This is a genomic window from Methanolobus sp., from assembly GCF_016278385.1.
Classification (GTDB): Archaea; Halobacteriota; Methanosarcinia; order Methanosarcinales; family Methanosarcinaceae; genus Methanolobus.
In genome coordinates this window covers 68,348-87,927 of sequence record NZ_JADQBY010000019.1, presented here as the reverse complement: position 1 = coordinate 87,927, position 19,580 = coordinate 68,348, and the positions used below count along the sequence as shown (strand labels likewise).

The window sequence follows — 19,580 nt, the reverse complement described above, 5'->3', positions numbered from 1 at the left end:
CAATAATATATTACTTGTCTTAAGCTACATGTTGATTATGCAGTATTCTTGAACAAATTATCTTAATGCCACCATACTGAAGCTGAAATTCCTCTCCATGGAATTTATCGGTTCATTCGATTGATCACTATCGTGATAGTTTTTCTACAGAACAATAAAATTTAAAGTTTGTCTCTATAAACATTTGGAACTAATCTTGGGATGTATAATTATGGAAAAAATTGAGTTTATTGGGGCATCAGGAGCAGGTAAAACTACTTTATTTAAAGAACTGTTGTTAGAGAGAAATGACAATAAGGGATGGAGTACACCACAAGAGGCAAGAATTGAAATTGCAATGCAACAAAAATATACGTTGATAAAAGATGATCTTTTACGTTTTATTAGCTATAACATATATTCTTTGTATAAAAGAAATCCACGTTTTTTAAGAGTTGCATTGGAAAAAAATTTAATAGACAAATATACTAAAACATTTAAAAATGATGTTGCTGATTATAATTGTCTCTTTGAGCTGCTGTTAGATTCTGCGTGTATGAAAACAAACCATCTAAGACCTTATAATATAATTCATTTTTTTCATTTTTATGAATTACTTCTTATCAGAGACTTAGCACTTTTAAATTTTTTCGATTATAACGGTGTTGTTGTATACGAAGATGGAATCATACATAATAGCCTTGGGATGGAAAATGCCAATGCATATGAAAAGATATTACATTTAAGTCCTGAAAAACGAAAACAAATTATCCCAAGTGGAATAATTTATTGTAATATTTCTTTAGAAGAAAACATATTGCGAAGAAAAAAAAGAATTGCAAATGGAAAAATAACATCTCTTGAACTAAATTTCAATGAAGATGAACTGATAGAATTATGTAAAGAATCATGTGCAGATACAGCCCGTGTAATCGAACTTATGCATGATTTAGATGTGCCTATATTAGAAATTGATATGACAAAAAGTAATGAAGAGAATGTCCCTCAAATTATTTCATTCATAGATAAAATAGGATTTCCACAGAGCCAAGAGTTTACTGATGATAAATATAGAAACATCAGATAGGAAAAAGAGTATTATTTGGCAAATGTTTCTCAAGAAGAAATCCGGATACTTTAATGTTATATTATTAAAAGGAACTCAAAAAAATGTATCCTTTTTGTATGCAAGAATGACAAATCTATACACATAAATTTATATGAAGCCCTCCCGCAAATATATTGCATCCGACACACCGTAAACTCATTTTACAAAGGTGGTTCAACAGTCAGCTAAAAAGAAAACTATGGGAAATTACAATATGTCACTTGCCAAAAGAACAACCGTTGGAGTCATCTGGAATTTTGCTGAAACGATAAGTAAAAGAGGCATCAGCATAGTAATAACTTTGCTTCTCGCACGCTTCCTTACACCGGATGACTATGGACTTATTGCCATGATGAGTGTGTTCACAACTGTGGCAAGTGAACTCATGGAATCTGGATTCAGACAGGCACTCATCCGTAAGTCAGATGCCACACAGGTCGATTTCAATACAGCCTTCTATACCAATATTGGACTGGCTATTCTAGCTTATCTTGCTTTATTTGCTTCAGCCCCTTTAATTTCGACTTTCTATGGAGAACCAAGGCTTACCCTTCTGATCCGGGTTGTAGGTATCACAATCCTTATAAGTTCCCTACAGGTCGTCCAGAGTGCTACCCTAAGCCGTGAACTCAAATTCAAAGCACAGCTTCAAGTAACCATTCCTGCAACTATTATCTCCGGAATAATCGCAGTGTTCATGGCATATCAAGGCTTTGGCGTATGGGCATTGATAGCACAATTGATAGTTTCTTCAATAGTTACTACATTCTCCATCTGGTCACTTAAACTATGGAGACCAACAAGAGAAGTCAGCCGTGAATCATTCAATGAGATGTATGGTTTTGGATCAAAAATTTTCCTTTCCAACCTGTTGAGCATAGTTTTTCAGAATATATACGTCATAGTAATAGCAAAAATATTTGCTGTAACCATAGCAGGACAGTATTTCTTTGCCAGGAAAATAAGAGATATGACTTTAAATCAATTTGTCAACACCATACAGGTAGTTACATATCCTGCACTGGCAACATTGCAGAATGACGAAGTAGCTTTAAAGTCAGGATACAGAAAAATTATAAAGATTACTACTTATCTGGTTTTCCCTGGAATGAGTTTTTTAGCAGTATTAGCAGAACCGTTCTTTGTTTTAATTCTAAACGAAAAGTGGATTCCAGCTGTTCCATACCTTCAGCTTTTGTGTATAGGAGGGTTAATGTATCCATTACATTCGATTAATTTGAATATGCTGCAGGTTAAAGGACGTTCAGACCTTGTACTTTATATTGGAATTTTCAAAAAAATCAGCACTGTATCCATTCTTTACTTTACTATAAAGTATGGGATCATAGGTATTCTTATTGGACAGATAGTGGATAGTGTTTTGTCTTATATTCCGAATAGTTATTTTTCTAAAAAAATGATAAACTATCCCGCCAATGAACAGATATCAGACTTTATACCAAACTTGGTGTTATCTGGAACGATTGCAACTGCCGTTTATTTTGCTATAAATACGTTAGTATTGCCAGCATACATAGAACTTTTCCTTTTTGGTGCCCTTGCAGTAATTGCATACATTGGAGCAAGCTATATCTTTAAATTAGATGCATGTTATATTACTATTAATATAATAAAAAAAGCACTAAAAAAGGGACATAAATGAAAAAAGAAGAAGAAATTATGGTTAGCATCTGCTGCCTTGCATACAACCACGAAAGATTCATAGCTGATGCAATTGAAGGATTCCTGATGCAGGAAGTTAACTTCAAATATGAGGTCCTTCTGCATGATGACGCATCAGAAGATAGAACCGCAGATATTATCCGGTCTTATGAACAAAAATATCCCGATTTGATCAAACCAATATATCAAACTGTGAATCAGTGTTCAAAAGGTAAAAATGTATTCTCCTATAACTGCCAAAGAGCTAAAGGAAAATATTTTGCTATTTGTGATGGAGACGACTACTGGACTGATCCTAAAAAATTACAAATTCAATTCGATTGCCTTGAAAATAACCCGGATGTTGTGTGTTGTTACCACGGAGACTATGTATTAAATAAAAATGGCCTTACTAAAGAATCCAGAATACCGCCTGAGTTTCAGAGATCATATACCAGTTATGAAATGATGACGGCTCAAGTTCATATATCCACCCTCACAGTATTTTATAGAAACCATGATATATTAAAAGATTATCCCCTTGAATGTACCTTCATTAGAAATGACGATACTTTCCTTTTTTCCATCCTGGGACAGTACGGATCAGGCATGTATCTACCAAACATAGAACCAGCTGTATATCGCGTTCATGAAGGCGGAATATGGTCTATGAAAAGAAGAACCGAACAAAAAGCAATGTCTATGAATACCTGGTTCTGGATTGCTGAATACTATGCAAGAATAGGTAATACAAAAATAGAAGATCAATTCAGAATGCGATATATTATTGGATCTATGTCATCTGTACCTCCAATTCGCCTGATAAAAATATTTGCCAGAATATCTATTCGTTATACAGTAAGTCCATTTCAAAATTTCAAAAAGAAACGGCTCGGTAGAAATACTCGTTTAAATAATAAATCTGACTTTGACATGCCTTTCAAGGTTATGCACTAATATTTTGAGTTTAACTTCATTTAGTTGATACCAATACCGTTTTGCCTTTTATTTCTTCTCTATCTTTTTTTTAGAACAGAGAACATGACAACAATCCAAATGTATCAAACTAATGAATTCGTTGAAAGATTTAATCGTTTCTCATTCATGTTTGAAGATACAGAATTTACCCTTTTGTCACTACCCTTCCGCATCTGAGTCCTTTAGTATCTCATCATTTCTAGCGCCAACCTAAACTTAGACACTATAGACTGCATGTTAGTTGCCCTACAGGTTACAATATACAATAAATGAAATGCGTTTTCAATCAACAAACACCCTTAATCCTTACCATAAACAAACATCTCACAGTTAACTCCCCACACCCAGATAACACGAAAGCTATTAAAAGTATTACGTTCTTTTACACTCCATGATTATCATGTCATCCGATAGTTCAAACGAAATCACAACCAGACAAATCCCCACCTTTGAAGATGCTGCAAAATTCCACGGACACGTCTGCCCTGGCCTTACCATTGGCTACATCGCTGCAAAAGCAGGAATTGAAAAACTGGAAACAGAGAGAGACATAGATGAGGAACTCGTCACAATTGTCGAGAATGATGCCTGTGGTGTGGATGCGGTGCAGGTCCTGACAGGATGTACACTAGGCAAGGGCAATCTCATCTACAAAGATCATGCAAAGCAGGTCTTCACATTCATTTGCAGGGACAGCGGCAAAGCAGTTAGAGTTGCACTGAAAGCAAGTTTCAACATCGATGCCATAGACCCCGAGGTCGGCAAACTACGCCCTAAAGTTATGGGTGGTACAGCCACAGAAGAAGAAACAAAAGAATTCAGGAAACGCATGGACGGAATATCCGTAACCATGAGGAACACACCTGTTGAAGAGATGTTTGACATAAAATTTGTTGATGCGAAGATTCCCGGAAAGGCGAGGATATTCAACTCAGTCCAATGTGTGAAATGTGGAGAAATGATGGCAGAATCCCGGGCTAAAGTTCAGAACGGAGAATATGTCTGTATCCCATGCTATGAAGAATACACAAGAGGATGGTGAAGTGATACAAAAGCAGATGAAAATATCACCTGCTCTTTTACAACTAAAAACTGAAATGAAAGGAAAAGTATCTAATCCTGCTCCACTTTCACAGCAACAAGAGAAATTCCCAGCTCAGATTCCAGCTTTTCAATCTGCTCAAGATCATCCTTTGTGAGCTCAGCATTCTTGATGTTGATTCCTGAAAATGAAAGTAAAGTCACATCCATTTTTTCTTCGAGTTCTGCAATGGCTTTCATTTGCTCATCTTTGAGTACGGAAAATCCCCATAACATATTTTTTTAGCTCCTATCTTTTTCTTTGACCATAAGGCCACGATAGTAAAACAGCTAATGCTATTTAGTATTTCTGAAAACAGTTTATAGCTAGAGCATGACATTAAAATATATCAACAGATAAACACCATCAAAAACACAATGACATTATCAAAACATAAAACTAAGGTCCATACCATAACTGATGTGGACCCCCAATCAACAAAGAATAATGAATATCACTAATCCTCTTCAAAATCTTGATGCACAATATAATCCCACCAGACCGACAAGTAACTCGAATCCCGGTGCGACAACTGAACTCTGAACAATATCTTCATTCCCATCATTAATATCAGATGAAACATCACTTTCGTCTTTTGTGCTGGACAAGATCTGAGCTTCATTATCCTCTTCTGCCAGGTCTACAATAATAATGTCCTCATATACACCTTCATTTTCATCTTCTAAAACTACATCTGGCACAGTGATGGTGCATGTTTTCCATAGCGTCATTTTCAGACATGGAGCTGATGTGTCCTCAGTCTTGAGATAAAAATCACCATAAAGGTCTAGAATCTTGTTCGGGTTCAGTGTGATAGCAGCATTACTGGACATTACCAGTGCGTCATCACCCGTATGGAGAACTGTTCCACTTCCACTTCCGGCATAATCGATACCGTTCATAACAACAGGAACCTTAAAGCTATCCACATCGAAAGCGCCATAACTACCCCCGTCCTCAATTGTAGTGACATCACCCCTGAGGAAAGCATATCTGAAAACTACAAAGTCAATATCCATTCCCTTGAAAATAGAATCCACATAGCAATAGAACACAGGATTATCATCTGCATCTTTGTAGAGATACGTTCTTTCCTGTTTTGTCAGATGCATATCACCGGATACTATAGAAGTGTCTATTTCCTCGCCACCCTTGTTCAACTGCACCCATACCTTGTTACCTTCCACATCAACCTGCTGTACAACAAGTGACCAGCCACCTGCAAGCTCCCATTCTTCCCCGGAGAACATCTGTTTTTTTACATTATCATCTGTTTCCAGCAGAATCTTTGCAATCTTATCTGGTTTGCAACCGGCTGAAAGGTCAGACGACTCTTCAGGCATTACAACATACTGAGAACCAAAGAAACCCATAAGATAGTATTTTTTCAGGTCAACGTCATCCACAATAAAAGTAGCTCCATCATCAGAACCACCTATCTTTGTCTTTTTCATCTGAGGCTTGCTCACATAGTAGAGATCACCTTTAACAATCTTATCCCCTGACTGGATAGTGGAAGAGGAATTCACACTATTATGAAAGTAAAGTACTTCACTTGAAAAGCCTGGTTTTATCTGGAACCAGAATCCGGAAAACTATTCGCATCCCAGTAGAAATCACCCGCAGACGTAGATGAGTCTGTGCTATCATATACGGAACTTCTGATCTTATACGTTGCATACGATGCGTTTACGGGCATCATTGTTATAATAAGGATTGCTGAAAATGCAATTATTAGCCATGTCATTCTTTTCATATGAATATCCCCTGACAAGAAAATCACTCTAAATTCGTGTTTGAACCCTGCGTAAATGCCGGATAATATCTTTTCTGAAACAGAAGCAACATTATCCTCATAAGCCCAATTCCAGTGTGAATTTTATTGCCAATAGTGTTACGCAGTAATGTGCACTAACTGCAGTTATAATATAAGTAGATTATTGTATCGTCTCGTGTTACTAAATGGTAATCTTTTAATACTAATTAACTCTATTTTACAGCATCTTATGATTGATGGAGATTGCAAAATGAAAATTATGAAAACAGATCACCTCACTTTTTTACTCATACTGATTGTTATATCAACATTAATTTCGGGATGTGTAGACAGTTCATCAACTTCCCAGAGCATCCATAAACAGGAAGAAACAACTACTATCACCGTCACAGATGCCCTTGGAAGAAATGTGGAAATTCCAGAATCACGTGAACACGTCATTTGTTCTGGTTCAGGAGCACTCAGGCTTCTAACATACCTTGAAGAGCAGGATAAAATAATCGCTGTTGACAGTATCGAAACGAGAGAATCACCATATGATGCAAGGCCTTATGCTCTTGCGAACCCCCAGTTCAGAACCAATTACACTGTATTTGGAGAAATCAGGGGAAACGATGACCCCGAAAAAATACTTGCCCTTGACCCACAGCCTGATGTCATACTCAAGACCTATTCTACTTCTGGCTACGACCCTGCAGAACTCCAGGAGAAAACAGGCATTCCCGTAATTGTTCTTAATTATGGAGACATGGCCAGCAACAGAGAGAGCATGTACCAGAGCCTCAGAATAATGGGAGAGGTCATGGATAAGGAAGAGCGTGCTGAAGAAGTCATATCATTCTTTGATGAAACCATTGCAGACCTCAATGAACGTACTTCGAATGTACCGGCAGATGAGAAAACCACATGTTATGTAGGAGGTATTGCACGTGCAGGACCACATGGACTTCAGTCTACCGAACCAACATACCCACCATTCCTTTTCACTAATGCACTGAACGCTGCCTATGCCGACATGGACCTCAGCACAGCAGAAGTTGCTAAAGAAAAGCTCATAGAGTGGGACCCCGATATCATATTTGTAGATCTTTCAACACTACAATCAGAAGATGAGAATAGCGCACTCCACCAGTTGCAGAATGACGAATCCTACCAGCAACTGCAGGCAGTTCAATCAGGGAACGTATACGGAGTGTTGCCTTACAACTGGTACACTCAAAACTTCGGTTCAGTTCTTGCAGATTCCTATTTTGCAGGAAAGTTACTTTATCCTGACAGATTCGAGGACGTTGATCTTGAAGATAAGACCGTAGAGATATACACATTTCTTGTATGTCAGGGCAATGAAGAGCTTGGCAGAGAAGTATATGATCAAATGATTAACGCCTTTGGAACCCCTGCATTCACAAAACTGGACGTCTGAAGATTCATGGAACGAGTAGAACGGTGAAATGAATGCATGGAACAGACGGTGAAATTGCCCGGCGTTACAAAGAGCATACTGGCCGAAAGTATACATACATTCTGTCAGGAATCGTGCTTCTGCTTGTGATGACAATAATATCCATCTCGGTTGGACCCGTAGACATCCCTCCATTGGAAGTTATACAAACACTCACAGGACACAGTGTTTCAGTAAGATGGGACAACATCATATGGAACATTCGCCTGCCACAGGTGCTCACAGCCATTGTTGCCGGTGCAGGCCTGTCCATCGCGGGAGTGGTCATGCAGTCCATACTGAGAAATCCCCTTGGATCTCCATTCACACTGGGAATATCAAATGCTGCAGCCTTTGGTGCTGCTTTTTCAGTGATGGTACTTGGAACAGGTGCCACACACAGCCAGGTTGGTGATGCAGTGACCATCAGCAACCCATACACCACCACTGCTGTTGCATTTGTGTTCGCCCTCCTTGTTACAGTCATCATCCTGGCATTCTCCAGGATCAGGAGAAACACGCCTGAAGTAATGATACTTGTAGGAGTTGCCATGGGTTCACTGTTTACGGCGGGAACAATGTTCCTTCAATATTTTGCTGATGATGTACAGCTCGCATCCATGGTCTTCTGGACCTTTGGTGACGCTTCAAGGGCAAGCTGGGAAGAACTGGCACTTATTACTGCGATAGTGGTAGCTTCGATAATCTATTTCACATTGAACCGATGGAAATACAATGCCATAGATGCCGGAGATGAAACTGCAAAGGGCCTGGGTGTTAACGTAGAGCAGGTCCGGCTCAGGGGAATGATGTGCGCATCCCTTGTAACCGCCATCATTGTCTCATTCCTCGGAGTGATCGGTTTTGTCGGACTGATATGCCCACATATGGCACGCCGAATGATTGGCGATGATCATCGTTTCCTGATCACAGGAAGCCTGATAATAGGTGCATTGCTCCTGCTTTGTGCAGATACAGCAGCAAGAGTGATGATGGAGCCTTATCAGTTACCTGTTGCCGTACTCACATCATTTTTAGGCGCGCCTACATTCATTTACCTTATACTGGGAGGAAGAAGGATATGATACTTGAAGTAGAGGGAGTGGAATTCCAATACAAAAGCAAGGAAGTGCTAAAGGATATAAAATTTGAGCTGAAAAGGAATGAAATATTATCAATACTCGGACCTAATGGTGTGGGAAAAACCACACTGCTCAAATGTATGAACGCTATTCTCAAACCAAAAAAAGGAGCTGTGCTAATCGAAAATGAGGACGTTCTCAAACTGGAGCAAATAGAAATTGCAAGACGTATGGGATATGTGCCACAGAGATGTGAACCTGCCAGGCTGACAGCCTTTGATGCAATCCTTCTTGGCAGGATGCCACACATGAAATGGAACATATCCACGAAAGATGTGATGCTTGTGGAATCAACCATCAAGAAACTACATCTTGAGGATATGGCTCTTAGATACATAGACGAACTCAGCGGTGGAGAACTTCAGAAAGTGGGCATCGCACGCGCAATAGCCCAAAACCCAAAGCTTCTCTTGCTGGATGAGCCCACAAGCAGCCTTGACCTTAAAAACCAGCTTGAAATACTGGACACTATAAGGGACGTGGTCAGTAAAGAGAATGTATCTGCAATTATGACAATGCACGACCTGAATCTTGCTTTCAGATACTCTGACAAGTTCCTGTTCCTGAAAAATGGAACCATTTTTGCAGCAGGCAGTATAAGTGATATCACACCCCAGATAATCCATGAGGTATACGGAGTACCTGTGACAATACAGAACTACATGGATGTTTCAGTAGTAATACCAGTTTAATAGAAAATCACTAACAAAAAAAACCATAAGGTAATGATCATGGACTATCAAAATATAGATTGGAGCAACGTATGGATTGAGCAAATGGAAAAACATTTTCAAAGTGGTAATAAAAAAAAGAAGTCCATATGGGAGGATAAAGAGAGTGCAAAAAGATTCTGGGAAATGTCACAGAAGGACAATCAAAAAAGAGCCAGAGAAACAATCAGAACTCTGAACATTACGCCGCAATCCAGAGTACTTGACATTGGAGCAGGACCAGGGACACTTGCAATCCCGCTTTCAGAAAAAGTAAAACATGTCACAGCTGTGGAACCTTCAACGGGAATGATCGAAGTCTTTGAAGAAAATATGGCTAATCATGGGTGCAACAATATATCCATTGTCAAAAAGAGATGGGAAGACATCGATGTTGAAAATGACCTTGATGGGCCTTATGACGTGATAATCGCATCATTCTCCCTGGGCATGCCAGACATCCGCAAATCAGTAGAAGATATGAAGGCAGTAGCTTCAGGATACATCTACCTATACTGGTTCGCCGGTGAAACATCATGGGACATACATTCTCGGAAAATCTGGCCACAACTGCATGGAAAAGAATACTACCCCACACCAAAGTGCGATATTATCTATAACTTACTGTACCAGATGGGAATCTACCCCAACATGGAAACTTTCACACTGGGAAGAACTGAAATATACACATCTATGGATGAAGTAATAAATAACGTTTCAAACCATTTCTCTGTGTCAACAGACAAGCAGCAGAAAACACTTGAACAATATATGGAAAATACCCTTAGAAAGGAAAATGAAAACTATATTTATGATGCTCATTCAACAAGGGTGAAAATGTGGTGGAACACACAGGATGACTAATATTCATCTGATATTCACCGGATATTTGCATCAATATCTGCATCTTGTTCCGGCAGAACCTTCACCATTATTTTTTTTGTAACATCCACTAATTTGTCTTTTCTGCCAACTTCAATAATATGATCGGCAAATGACCTGTAAAGGATAGTTCTTTCTTTGTACAAACCATGAAGACCTTTCTCTTTTAATCCCACTACACCTCTTGTAGTAAGATTCGAAAGTCTTGTGACAATGACACCATAAGGAACATCCAGATATACTACCACTGATCTTGCTTTCAGGAATTGCATTGCGTTATTAGAATATACAACACTTCCACCTGTTGCGATGATGCAGTTATCCTTTAATTTAAGGTCGAGTATGCTTTGTTCCTCTGCCCTTATGAGAGCCATGTCGCCCAGGTCATTTACGATGTTCTGAAGGCCCGTTCCTGACCCATTTATTACAAGCTTATCAGTATCGATAAATTCATAACCCAACAGAAATGCTAATTTCTGCCCGGCAGAACTCTTGCCTGCACCCGGCATACCAATCAAAGTTATAATCATACAACCATTCCGTATTTACCATAAAGAGTTCAGTTTGTAAGAGATTGTATCGGAGCAGGTATTCGACCGCCTCTTGAAATGAATTTTTCCGAACTGAATTTGTGAACCGGCATCACAGGAGCAGTTCCAAGTAGGCCACCGAACTCTATCATATCTCCCACTTTTGTACCCGGAGCAGGTATCACCCTTACAGCGGTTGTTTTCTTATTGATCATCCCTATTGCCATCTCATCTGCAATTATCGCAGAAATCGTTGAAGACGGAGTATCTCCGGGGATTGCTATCATGTCAAGACCGACAGAACATACACTCGTCATAGCTTCAAGTTTATCCAGTGACAGGGAACCTCTCTGTACGGCCCTTATCATGCCTTCATCCTCACTTACAGGAATGAAAGCACCACTGAGTCCACCAACCGAAGAAGATGCCATAGCTCCACCTTTTTTGACTGCATCATTAAGAAGAGCAAGTGCGGCAGTTGTGCCATGGGTACCACAGCTTTCCAGACCCATTGCCTCCAGGATAGCAGCAACGCTGTCACCTACAGCAGGAGTTGGTGCAAGAGACAGGTCAAGCACACCAAATTGTACATGAAGCCTGCGTGCGACTTCTTTACCCACGACCTCACCCATTCTGGTTATCTTGAATGCTGTCTTTTTAATGCACTCGGATATATCACCAAGGGTTGGGTCTTTGAGCGCACGCACTGCAGAGTTGACCACACCGGGACCGCTTACGCCAACATTTATTACACAATCAGGTTCACCAATTCCATGAAAAGCGCCTGCCATGAAGGGATTATCATCAGGAGCATTCGCAAACACAACAAGTTTGGCGCAACCTATTCCGGAATTCTCTTTTGTCATCTCTGCCGTTTCTTTGATGATTTTCCCCATCAAGGCAACAGCATCCATATTGATGCCAGCTTTGGTTGTTGCCACGTTTACAGATGAACAGACCTTGTTAGTACTCGCAAGAGCTCTGGGAATGGAGTTGATCAGTTTGAGATCGCCAGGGGTCATACCCTTTTGAACCAGGGCACTAAACCCACCAATAAAGTCAACACCTGCATCTTCAGCGGCCCTGTCAAGGGTTTGCGCAATTGAGGTGAAGTCTGTGGCGTCGCAACTTTCTGCCACGATTGCAATAGGAGTTACAGATATCCTTTTATTGATAATTGGGATTCCGTAGAGATTTTGAATATCATCGGTTGTTTTTACGAGATCTTCTGCATAGTACATTATCCTGTTATAGATATTCTTATTGAAAATATCAATATCTGGATGACTGCAGCCGCGCAGGTTGATGCCCATGGTGACAGTTCTGATATCAAGGTTCTCATTGCTCACCATCTTAATAGTTTCAAGGATTTCTTCCGGATGGATCATCATAGACAGACACCTCAGATCCTATGCATAAAATGGAAAACATCTTCATGCTGGACTTTTACTTCAACACCAAGCTCTGAACCTTTTCCAAACATTGCCTGCTGGAAAGCCGCTAGATCAAAGTTTTCTTCTTTAACCTGAGCAAGCATGATCATAGTGAACAGGTCATCCATAATGGTCTGACTGATGTCTACAATGTTGACATTGTACTGTGCCATGATTTGCGTGATGCCCGCAACGATACCAACTTTATCAATACCAATAACAGTGATTATAAAACGACTGGATGACATGAATTATTCCTTCATATATTATTTTTAGGCAGCTATCAGGTACCATAATAGATTAGATGCTATTTTGACTTTGCTGCTACACACCATGATAAAAAGGTACATATAAAAAGTATGCTAATGAAATAGAAGATTTGTCAGATACAGACTCTTCAAAAGCGTGAAGATTCTGAAACAAAATAGTTCCAATGAACTTAGCAGTTTGCACAAAACGATGCCATATACATCTAAACATAAGCATAATGAGATGTTGTAGACTAATATATTCTCATATAGAAAATATTAATGCAAATATATAATAAGCCTAGCTGAAAGTAAGAATTCTAACAAGTCATAAAGGCAGACTATAATAAGGTTTATATAGAATTTTCATTATGATAATAATGATGATGGTTTGAACAGCTAAGTTCATTAAATGATTCAAACAATCAGGAGATACAATGGTCAAAATTGTACACGCACAAACTGTACTCACGGAAGATGAATTGGCGGCTTTGAAGAAGAAGTGTAATGAGTCGTCGACAAAAGAAGCCCTGAGTATGGCAGTGCAACATTATCTCGAGTGCGAATATACCGACCTCGATGATAAAATGTGGACCAAAAAACTTGAAAAAGTGGTCCTAAAAAAGAAACAGAAGAAATTATAACTTCTGGACAAGAGAGGAACAAACTATGAGCAAAGCAAACCAATTCCTTAATGAGGATGCAGTATCCCCGGTCATCGGCGTTATCCTGATGGTCGCAATCACTGTAATCCTTGCTGCAGTTATCGCAGCATTCGTATTCGGCATGGGACCACCAGAACAGGCACCACAGGCAAGTCTGAGGGCAAGTGCTGCTGACGTCGGTGGCGACTCTATGATTAAGATTGAGCACCAAGGCGGAGATAATTTCTACCTTACGTCTTCAAACAGCAAAGTAGTGGTTGACGGAGAAACAGTTGAATTCAGTGATTTACCTGATGATTATGAATTTACCGCAGGTAGCACAATCTATGTATTCAACGAAACTACTGACGGTTTCACATTAGGCGTTATGGATAATGTGACAACTGCTGGTGCTGCTGCTATTGACCCTGCTACAAGTGCAGGCGAAACAATTAACGTCAAAGTAGTAGACACTGCTAGCCAGCAGATGATTGCTGACATGGACGTCAGGTTCTAAACTCAAATTTAATGGCGCAGCTTGCGTCATCTTTTCTTTTTTTCTGCCTTCAACCTTGTAAATACGGATTTTGCCTTATTTTGCGTATACCATAGCATCGACAGACGCTATGTTTTAGGTAATTCAAAGATTATTTGCTTATTATCCACCTCTAACTGAATCACGACAATCTTAGTTGAACCGTGATAATTGAAGAGCTGGTTTCAATGGGTAAAAATCTTCCCCTCAAGGTATGCGAGTTTTTATACACAATTGAATTGTGACTAATAATATGTGTATAGATGGTCCTGTAAATATTGAAAATATATTAAATTCACTTTCGCAATCATGATACCGCTTTTCTGATACCTCTGTGTTTCAGTCCACACGGTCCACACCCTCAGTATCCTTCCACTCTATCAGCCTGAGTCCACCTCATCCACACAGACACCACCCGTGGACCATGTGGACCTGAGGCAATGCCGTCTACTGACTCGCCCGGATTCAACAACATCATCCGGTGTAGCACGAGTCCAAATGGGATAAATATATTAAAACTGAATATTTGTTTTGAGAGCCGAAGTCTTCCAGACGGGTCAATGCTACGGTCAAGAAAGTTCCACACAGGTCATTTATGAAGACCTTCTTTGCATCTAAAGTGAACTCCCACCATCTGGACTATACATCACTTTCACTCTGCATGGCTGATTCCCTTATATTCCCAAGTACAACTACTATTCATGAACTCAAATGAACTGATATTCTCAGATAACTACAAGCACAGGCTGAGGAAGTCTACACGGGAGAAAAGGAAGCAACATGCTAGAATCAGGTCCAGTGTTCCGGTCACATCCGTCCAGAAGACCGGGAAATGCAGTAAGTGTGATAAGAAGGACGTGTGTAGATTGATAGAGCAGGAATGTACGGACCTTTGTAACCGATATCACTAAGGACTCATTCGTGAAATGGTTGCTTTAAACACAAGCAGCTTATATGACATTATCAAGTTCTGCTATAAGGGGCATATGGTCACTCTTGAGAGGTCGCCAGTAAGCATATTTGCCAACTGAAAAGGATTTCATATTATCAATTATGTCTGCTGATGCAAACATGTAATCAGTGTGATATGGTTTCTGTTCATTAAATGTGAGAAAGAATGTAGGGTCTTTTTTTTCAGCACCAAAGTCCAGATTGTTGTAAGAATGATACATGCTATGGATGTTATGCTGTTCAAGTAAATCCCGGACGTTCGCAAATGTGCCTCTTAAAGGAGCATCAGCATCACAGTCCATCCTTATGTTCCAATTGAAATCCCCTGCGATTATTACAGGGGATTTAAGCAGGTTTTCATAGTAGCTCAATGCACTATAAACCTCTCCAATATATCGCCTGTTGCGGTCTTCTTTGTTGTTTTGTGACCAGATGGCGATAAGGTTTATACTATTATTGCTCTCAGGATTGCTAACCACGACAGGAACAACATACCTGTATTCATTACAATATGATTCATGTATTTGAATATCGATGTTATTAAGACTGAATATCCCTAAGCCTTTATTCTCATTATCCCCTACCCACACAGATTGATGATAAAATTCCTTTTTAATTTTCTCGGGTTTCTCGCATTCAGGTATGACCAATAAATCAGGGTTATGAGATAGAAGATGAACATGTTTATTTTTGAAAGCTCTACAACAATTCCAAGTGATGAACTTCATATTCACAAAACTCTCATTAATGTATTAATTTTCGATTAATTGCTTTATTTCAGCATGGGATAACTTCTGAATGTGCCTGTTTAAGTCTTCATTTACTGAATATAGGGTGTGTTTGACATTCAGATACTTATAAAGTGAAGGTTCAATCCTATCTCTTGGAATTTTCTTAATCCATTTGACTTTACGAATATTCTTCAGTGTGGTCCCTTCGTCAAGATTGCCTTCATAGTCAATGCCATCTGTTAAAAACATGTATTCACTTGTTATTCTACCTAAATGAACAAACGGCTCTTCATGCTGAGGTAATACTACAAAGTCACCTATTCCCACACTATCAATAAACCTTGATATGGTTCCAGCGTCCTGTCCGATAGTACGTTCATCATATTCAGGATTAATAGCTCTCATATATTCTTTTAAAGCCAATTTATTGCCTTTAAACCGGGATAAATCTCCATATCTGTTCCATCCAATGGCAACGACACCTTCATTTAAGAATGCATTTTCTTGCAGACCTTTTTCTCCAATACTTCCTCTGATAATCCACATCTGCTTAAGTTTTGGTTTGTTATTTGATACCATTGATTTCACCCATTTTATTCAGTAAAAAGAGTTTAAACTATTTAGTATATTTTTTGCTGATATTATAGTATAAATTCATGCACATATAATCTTTCAATACCACATGCTTTTAAAAGTAATTCATCACCCTAATGACTTGTTGCAACGCAATCAAAGAAGTTGAGTCCACAGCATTCACAACGTCTACGAGCGTTGATGCTACATGGAAAGGAAGAATATTTATAAAATTCTATCATTGGGCGAAAACGAACTGAAGTTCTTGGATGGGACACTATATAAACGGAGATAATATTTCTTCATAGAAGCCGCCATTTCAACCCAGTTTGTTTTGCAAGCATACCATAGTTTAACCTATCCAACGTATAAAGATGAAGAAGAATATTCACAAAACCAAATCTCATATTTTTATATAGAGTCACTAGCAACATTGAATCATGAAACTAATATATGAAAAACCTATTTTCATTGATTTTGCATGGCTGATAAGTGTTCTGTCTTCTTCTATGGAATGTTATAATGACGAATGCATGGGTTTACTTGGTGGAGAACTAAGAGGGAATGGATTACAATTATTTGCAACACCGTTATTGACTGCTGAACGTGGACATGATACTGTCCATTATAACAATCATCCAGATAAATTTGAATTGTCTAAAGAGGTTATAAATTCGCTTGGACTTAATGTAGTGGGATGTTATCATAGCCATCCTAATGACTCGCCCACACCTTCTGATGATGATATTTTATGTTCTATATTGGAACATATAACCCTTGATTCACAAGACATTTCAAGCTTTGATTGGCGGCTTGAAATGATAATAGGTATTTCAAAAATTGATTACAAGTATAATTTTAATCCCACATTTTCTTTTAAAACGGATGATTATTCAATAACCGGTAAAATAAAACATGGACACAATGGTTGGAATATTAATATAAAAGGACACTGGATACAACCTGTTGAACTACTTGATGAAGGGTATTATCCAAATAGGCAACCTGCTATATTTGAACTTAAAACTAAAAAATTTCCATCAGCTTGGATTTGGATATCTGAATGAGTTTTATATGCCATTATTGAAAGAATGACAAAGGTAGGGATTGTATATGCTAACAAAAAATGAAAGGTTAATTCTTAGTTTAATTCTAAAAATCAGTGCAGAATCTAGTAATACGATAAAAATCAAGCAGCTACAAGATGAAATATATGCGGAGTACACTAAGTATATGACACCTGGACTAATAAAAAAATATATTTCCCAGATTAAAAGCAAAAGAAATTATGCAAAAGAAGAGTTAAGAAATATAGAAATAGAGATGGATGAATTAGAATTTAGAAAAGCAGAAGCTGAAGCTATTACTTTGATTGATAGAATAAAACTGGAAAATGAATAAACGTTTTTATTCTTGAATTAATTATCTACATCAACCACCAAACTTTAACCTGACTTTTGACTTCTTATTGATTTTCATATTTCGCTTCTGGGGACATATATTGACATTGGACCAATGTATAAGGTCAGACCAATATCTCCCGTCTCAGGCAGGATATGGACGGGTTTCATGAATGATAATCATCTGGTTCTATACTCAGGACCACGGCAAACTTATACTTAAGAAATAAATTAATACTGCTAATTGGTATTCGTATATTTCCGGGGTTCTGTGTGTGGTACTTAGTAAGACATGTGTCATTGCCGTCCTGTCCGGTTCCGTGGTCTTATTTCATGTATAATGATACTGGTTTCTATTCTGGAACCCGGATAATCGCCATCAGCAAACGTTAGAACTATTATTCGATTATATAACATATTGTTCGAGAATAGCTGTATTCAAGAATAAATTTGTACCTACACGTGTAAGAGAAAGAAGTGACGACCTACTGTCGTCAATGACTGGAACGGAGAGCACCTTCAGGTGTGGGAGCGGAGGCAATGACCCCTGTTTGTATTTAGCCTCAAGGGGTCCGGGTATTTGACCTTCACCGGTGGAATTACATATAGAGCTTTCCAACTCGTCCACGTAAGGCATAGAAACGCACCTGCTGTGGAGTGTCATTTCCGGCACATCTTAGTGATTCAAGTACATCCGAGTGGTCAGATATGCCAATATATGACGCTAATTCACATTGTTGAGCATGTGAAAGGGTCTCTATGACCTGCATCATAACCATGTGATTAGGTCGTTCCTGACCATCATAGCGAAGTTTATTCTTTCTATCGAATAATAATCGGATTCGGGATGGTCTGGACTGCGCATTGAGCATCTGGAATTCCATGACCTGTTCAAGTATTGTGTCTATTCGGTTTTTCATATTGTCAGGGATATCAGATAGGTCATGTTGGAAAAGATACATGATTGACGAAATTACCAAATCCCTCTCGTACCAAGAAATTTCTGACCAATAGAATAAGAGGTCTTCAGCAGCTTGTTCTGAAGAGGTCAACGATTTCTCAATGTCTTCAAGGTCACTCATGGACCGCCTCACACAATAACAGGCATTTCGATTTTCTCAAGTTCACGTTGGATATCTGAAACACTGATATCTAAATAAGCCATCGTGGTACTCAGGTTCTTATGTCGCAAGAATTTCGAGACATAGGTCAATTCCAATCCATTATCAAGCAAATGCTCAGCACGACTTCTACGGAAAGTGTGGGTTCCTATGCGCTTGTCTATTTTGGCTTGCTTGCATAGTTGGTTCACTACTCGATACACATGAGACCTATGGACCCGTTCGCCCTTGTTCGAGAACATAACATAGTCCTTTGGTTTCAAGTTGTGATGTTCGCAATACCTCTTAATCCGTCGGAGTACGTGAGGCTCACACGGAACCCTTTGGAGTTCACCATTGCGACCCTTTCCTTTGTATATGTTGATGCATTCAGCTTTCTCATCCAAATCCATTAATCTCACGTATGTCGCCTCTGTCACACGAAGTCCTGGAAAATAAAGCATGTATAGCCATGTTTCATAAGATTCCGGTAATTCCGGGATTGCGAAAAGTGCTTTCACCTCATCAGGCGTTAGCCAAACTTTACTATATTTCATAGTTATAAAATGCAACCATTTCAATAAAAACGTTTCCTAATGGCTTTAATTTAAATTTCAATCCCTTCAAGGTCTCTGTGTTTCTAAATAGTGGGTAATTCATCATTGTTTTAAAAAT

At 38.9% G+C, this 19,580-nt stretch carries 24 protein-coding genes; 13 read left to right on the top strand and 11 right to left on the bottom strand.

Features of this window, described 5'->3' with window-relative positions; translation table 11 throughout:
- Positions 1 to 211 precede the first annotated feature (211 nt).
- The 4 genes from QZZ23_RS08640 (at position 212) to QZZ23_RS08625 (ending at position 4,769) form a co-directional block, all read left to right on the top strand.
- On the top strand, positions 212 to 1,066 hold the full coding sequence (locus QZZ23_RS08640) for a hypothetical protein (protein ID WP_292468941.1): 855 nt from the start codon (positions 212 to 214) through the stop codon (positions 1,064 to 1,066).
- Between the two features lie 220 nt (positions 1,067 to 1,286).
- Positions 1,287 to 2,750 carry a lipopolysaccharide biosynthesis protein gene (locus tag QZZ23_RS08635; protein ID WP_292468939.1) on the top strand — a complete coding sequence of 488 codons (1,464 nt, stop codon included), beginning with the start codon at positions 1,287 to 1,289 and terminating at the stop codon, positions 2,748 to 2,750.
- The gene (locus QZZ23_RS08630; protein ID WP_292468937.1) at positions 2,747 to 3,706 is read left to right on the top strand and encodes a glycosyltransferase family A protein; all 960 of its coding nucleotides are present in this window, start codon (positions 2,747 to 2,749) and stop codon (positions 3,704 to 3,706) included. The genes QZZ23_RS08635 and QZZ23_RS08630 overlap by 4 nt, the downstream gene beginning before the upstream one ends.
- Positions 3,707 to 4,118: 412 nt before the next feature.
- The gene (locus QZZ23_RS08625; RefSeq protein WP_292468934.1) at positions 4,119 to 4,769 is read left to right on the top strand and encodes an FmdE family protein; all 651 of its coding nucleotides are present in this window, start codon (positions 4,119 to 4,121) and stop codon (positions 4,767 to 4,769) included.
- A gap of 71 nt (positions 4,770 to 4,840) precedes the next feature.
- Here QZZ23_RS08625 and QZZ23_RS08620 read toward each other — a convergent pair whose 3' ends face one another.
- The 3 genes from QZZ23_RS08620 to QZZ23_RS08610 all read right to left on the bottom strand — a co-directional run bounded on the left by QZZ23_RS08620 (position 4,841) and on the right by QZZ23_RS08610 (position 6,564).
- Positions 4,841 to 5,044 (bottom strand): hypothetical protein, encoded by a 204-nt coding sequence (locus QZZ23_RS08620; RefSeq protein WP_292468932.1) that lies wholly within the window; start codon positions 5,042 to 5,044, stop codon positions 4,841 to 4,843.
- A gap of 231 nt (positions 5,045 to 5,275) precedes the next feature.
- On the bottom strand, positions 5,276 to 6,382 hold the full coding sequence (locus QZZ23_RS08615; RefSeq protein ID WP_292468991.1) for an S-layer protein domain-containing protein: 1,107 nt from the start codon (positions 6,380 to 6,382) through the stop codon (positions 5,276 to 5,278).
- Positions 6,379 to 6,564, bottom strand: a complete 186-nt coding sequence (locus QZZ23_RS08610; protein ID WP_292468929.1) for a hypothetical protein — start codon at positions 6,562 to 6,564, stop codon at positions 6,379 to 6,381. The genes QZZ23_RS08615 and QZZ23_RS08610 overlap by 4 nt, the downstream gene beginning before the upstream one ends.
- A 271-nt stretch (positions 6,565 to 6,835) precedes the next feature.
- Here QZZ23_RS08610 and QZZ23_RS08605 point away from each other — a divergent pair, with 271 nt between their 5' ends.
- From QZZ23_RS08605 to QZZ23_RS08590, 4 genes are all read left to right on the top strand, one after another.
- Positions 6,836 to 8,008, top strand: coding sequence for an iron ABC transporter substrate-binding protein (locus QZZ23_RS08605; protein WP_292468926.1), 1,173 nt, complete (start codon positions 6,836 to 6,838; stop codon positions 8,006 to 8,008).
- A 32-nt stretch (positions 8,009 to 8,040) separates the two neighbouring features.
- Positions 8,041 to 9,111, top strand: coding sequence for an iron ABC transporter permease (locus QZZ23_RS08600; RefSeq protein ID WP_292468924.1), 1,071 nt, complete (start codon positions 8,041 to 8,043; stop codon positions 9,109 to 9,111).
- Positions 9,108 to 9,860: an ABC transporter ATP-binding protein gene (locus QZZ23_RS08595; RefSeq protein ID WP_292468921.1), complete on the top strand. Its 753-nt coding sequence runs from the start codon at positions 9,108 to 9,110 to the stop codon at positions 9,858 to 9,860. Before QZZ23_RS08600 ends, QZZ23_RS08595 begins: the two co-directional genes overlap by 4 nt.
- Before the next feature lie 84 nt (positions 9,861 to 9,944).
- Positions 9,945 to 10,742 (top strand): class I SAM-dependent methyltransferase, encoded by a 798-nt coding sequence (locus QZZ23_RS08590; RefSeq protein ID WP_292468918.1) that lies wholly within the window; start codon positions 9,945 to 9,947, stop codon positions 10,740 to 10,742.
- A gap of 14 nt (positions 10,743 to 10,756) precedes the next feature.
- On the opposite strand, the gene QZZ23_RS08585 is transcribed toward QZZ23_RS08590, so the two are convergent.
- Genes QZZ23_RS08585 through QZZ23_RS08575 form a run of 3 tightly spaced genes read right to left on the bottom strand, consistent with a single transcriptional unit; the run spans position 10,757 to position 12,971 of the window.
- Positions 10,757 to 11,290: a shikimate kinase gene (locus QZZ23_RS08585; protein ID WP_292468915.1), complete on the bottom strand. Its 534-nt coding sequence runs from the start codon at positions 11,288 to 11,290 to the stop codon at positions 10,757 to 10,759.
- Between the two features lie 29 nt (positions 11,291 to 11,319).
- On the bottom strand, positions 11,320 to 12,681 hold the full coding sequence (locus tag QZZ23_RS08580) for a PFL family protein (protein ID WP_292468912.1): 1,362 nt from the start codon (positions 12,679 to 12,681) through the stop codon (positions 11,320 to 11,322).
- Between the two features lie 11 nt (positions 12,682 to 12,692).
- Positions 12,693 to 12,971 (bottom strand): ACT domain-containing protein, encoded by a 279-nt coding sequence (locus QZZ23_RS08575; RefSeq protein WP_292468909.1) that lies wholly within the window; start codon positions 12,969 to 12,971, stop codon positions 12,693 to 12,695.
- Between the two features lie 437 nt (positions 12,972 to 13,408).
- On the opposite strand from QZZ23_RS08575, the gene QZZ23_RS08570 reads away from it, so the two are divergent.
- The 3 genes from QZZ23_RS08570 to QZZ23_RS08560 all read left to right on the top strand — a co-directional run bounded on the left by QZZ23_RS08570 (position 13,409) and on the right by QZZ23_RS08560 (position 15,061).
- The gene (locus QZZ23_RS08570) at positions 13,409 to 13,615 is read left to right on the top strand and encodes a DUF5371 family protein (RefSeq protein ID WP_292468906.1); all 207 of its coding nucleotides are present in this window, start codon (positions 13,409 to 13,411) and stop codon (positions 13,613 to 13,615) included.
- A 25-nt stretch (positions 13,616 to 13,640) separates the two neighbouring features.
- On the top strand, positions 13,641 to 14,132 hold the full coding sequence (locus QZZ23_RS08565) for a type IV pilin (protein WP_292468904.1): 492 nt from the start codon (positions 13,641 to 13,643) through the stop codon (positions 14,130 to 14,132).
- Positions 14,133 to 14,851: 719 nt separating this feature from the next.
- On the top strand, positions 14,852 to 15,061 hold the full coding sequence (locus tag QZZ23_RS08560) for a hypothetical protein (protein WP_292468902.1): 210 nt from the start codon (positions 14,852 to 14,854) through the stop codon (positions 15,059 to 15,061).
- A gap of 39 nt (positions 15,062 to 15,100) precedes the next feature.
- On the opposite strand, the gene QZZ23_RS08555 is transcribed toward QZZ23_RS08560, so the two are convergent.
- On the bottom strand, positions 15,101 to 15,751 hold the full coding sequence (locus QZZ23_RS08555) for an endonuclease/exonuclease/phosphatase family protein (RefSeq protein WP_292468899.1): 651 nt from the start codon (positions 15,749 to 15,751) through the stop codon (positions 15,101 to 15,103).
- A 102-nt stretch (positions 15,752 to 15,853) separates the two neighbouring features.
- Complete coding sequence (locus QZZ23_RS08550) at positions 15,854 to 16,411, bottom strand: hypothetical protein (protein ID WP_292468897.1); 558 nt, start codon at positions 16,409 to 16,411, stop codon at positions 15,854 to 15,856.
- A 434-nt stretch (positions 16,412 to 16,845) separates the two neighbouring features.
- Here QZZ23_RS08550 and QZZ23_RS08545 point away from each other — a divergent pair, with 434 nt between their 5' ends.
- The gene (locus QZZ23_RS08545; protein ID WP_292468896.1) at positions 16,846 to 17,472 is read left to right on the top strand and encodes a Mov34/MPN/PAD-1 family protein; all 627 of its coding nucleotides are present in this window, start codon (positions 16,846 to 16,848) and stop codon (positions 17,470 to 17,472) included.
- Positions 17,473 to 17,518: 46 nt separating this feature from the next.
- Positions 17,519 to 17,806 carry a hypothetical protein gene (locus tag QZZ23_RS08540; protein ID WP_292468894.1) on the top strand — a complete coding sequence of 96 codons (288 nt, stop codon included), beginning with the start codon at positions 17,519 to 17,521 and terminating at the stop codon, positions 17,804 to 17,806.
- Between the two features lie 405 nt (positions 17,807 to 18,211).
- On the opposite strand, the gene QZZ23_RS08535 is transcribed toward QZZ23_RS08540, so the two are convergent.
- From QZZ23_RS08535 to QZZ23_RS08525, 3 genes are read right to left on the bottom strand one after another with little or no spacing between them, the layout of a single operon-like run.
- Complete coding sequence (locus tag QZZ23_RS08535) at positions 18,212 to 18,424, bottom strand: hypothetical protein (protein ID WP_292468892.1); 213 nt, start codon at positions 18,422 to 18,424, stop codon at positions 18,212 to 18,214.
- On the bottom strand, positions 18,405 to 18,887 hold the full coding sequence (locus tag QZZ23_RS08530; RefSeq protein WP_292468889.1) for a hypothetical protein: 483 nt from the start codon (positions 18,885 to 18,887) through the stop codon (positions 18,405 to 18,407). The genes QZZ23_RS08535 and QZZ23_RS08530 overlap by 20 nt, the downstream gene beginning before the upstream one ends.
- Positions 18,888 to 18,895: 8 nt before the next feature.
- Positions 18,896 to 19,462, bottom strand: coding sequence for a tyrosine-type recombinase/integrase (locus QZZ23_RS08525; RefSeq protein WP_292468887.1), 567 nt, complete (start codon positions 19,460 to 19,462; stop codon positions 18,896 to 18,898).
- Positions 19,463 to 19,580: the final 118 nt, after the last annotated feature.

Coding starts and splice junctions, on each gene's coding strand:
- QZZ23_RS08590 (WP_292468918.1), top strand. CDS start 9,945: ATGGAAAAACATTTTCAAAGTGGTAATAAAAAAAAGAAGTCCATATGG.
- QZZ23_RS08565 (WP_292468904.1), top strand. CDS start 13,641: ATGAGCAAAGCAAACCAATTCCTTAATGAGGATGCAGTATCCCCGGTC.
- QZZ23_RS08620 (WP_292468932.1), bottom strand. CDS start 5,044: ATGTTATGGGGATTTTCCGTACTCAAAGATGAGCAAATGAAAGCCATT.
- QZZ23_RS08575 (WP_292468909.1), bottom strand. CDS start 12,971: ATGTCATCCAGTCGTTTTATAATCACTGTTATTGGTATTGATAAAGTT.
- QZZ23_RS08595 (WP_292468921.1), top strand. CDS start 9,108: ATGATACTTGAAGTAGAGGGAGTGGAATTCCAATACAAAAGCAAGGAA.
- QZZ23_RS08630 (WP_292468937.1), top strand. CDS start 2,747: ATGAAAAAAGAAGAAGAAATTATGGTTAGCATCTGCTGCCTTGCATAC.
- QZZ23_RS08600 (WP_292468924.1), top strand. CDS start 8,041: ATGCATGGAACAGACGGTGAAATTGCCCGGCGTTACAAAGAGCATACT.
- QZZ23_RS08540 (WP_292468894.1), top strand. CDS start 17,519: ATGCTAACAAAAAATGAAAGGTTAATTCTTAGTTTAATTCTAAAAATC.
- QZZ23_RS08580 (WP_292468912.1), bottom strand. CDS start 12,681: ATGATGATCCATCCGGAAGAAATCCTTGAAACTATTAAGATGGTGAGC.
- QZZ23_RS08530 (WP_292468889.1), bottom strand. CDS start 18,887: ATGAGTGACCTTGAAGACATTGAGAAATCGTTGACCTCTTCAGAACAA.
- QZZ23_RS08635 (WP_292468939.1), top strand. CDS start 1,287: ATGGGAAATTACAATATGTCACTTGCCAAAAGAACAACCGTTGGAGTC.
- QZZ23_RS08545 (WP_292468896.1), top strand. CDS start 16,846: ATGAAACTAATATATGAAAAACCTATTTTCATTGATTTTGCATGGCTG.
- QZZ23_RS08585 (WP_292468915.1), bottom strand. CDS start 11,290: ATGATTATAACTTTGATTGGTATGCCGGGTGCAGGCAAGAGTTCTGCC.
- QZZ23_RS08570 (WP_292468906.1), top strand. CDS start 13,409: ATGGTCAAAATTGTACACGCACAAACTGTACTCACGGAAGATGAATTG.
- QZZ23_RS08610 (WP_292468929.1), bottom strand. CDS start 6,564: ATGAAAAGAATGACATGGCTAATAATTGCATTTTCAGCAATCCTTATT.
- QZZ23_RS08605 (WP_292468926.1), top strand. CDS start 6,836: ATGAAAATTATGAAAACAGATCACCTCACTTTTTTACTCATACTGATT.
- QZZ23_RS08525 (WP_292468887.1), bottom strand. CDS start 19,462: ATGAAATATAGTAAAGTTTGGCTAACGCCTGATGAGGTGAAAGCACTT.
- QZZ23_RS08640 (WP_292468941.1), top strand. CDS start 212: ATGGAAAAAATTGAGTTTATTGGGGCATCAGGAGCAGGTAAAACTACT.
- QZZ23_RS08550 (WP_292468897.1), bottom strand. CDS start 16,411: ATGGTATCAAATAACAAACCAAAACTTAAGCAGATGTGGATTATCAGA.
- QZZ23_RS08625 (WP_292468934.1), top strand. CDS start 4,119: ATGATTATCATGTCATCCGATAGTTCAAACGAAATCACAACCAGACAA.
- QZZ23_RS08560 (WP_292468902.1), top strand. CDS start 14,852: ATGAACTCAAATGAACTGATATTCTCAGATAACTACAAGCACAGGCTG.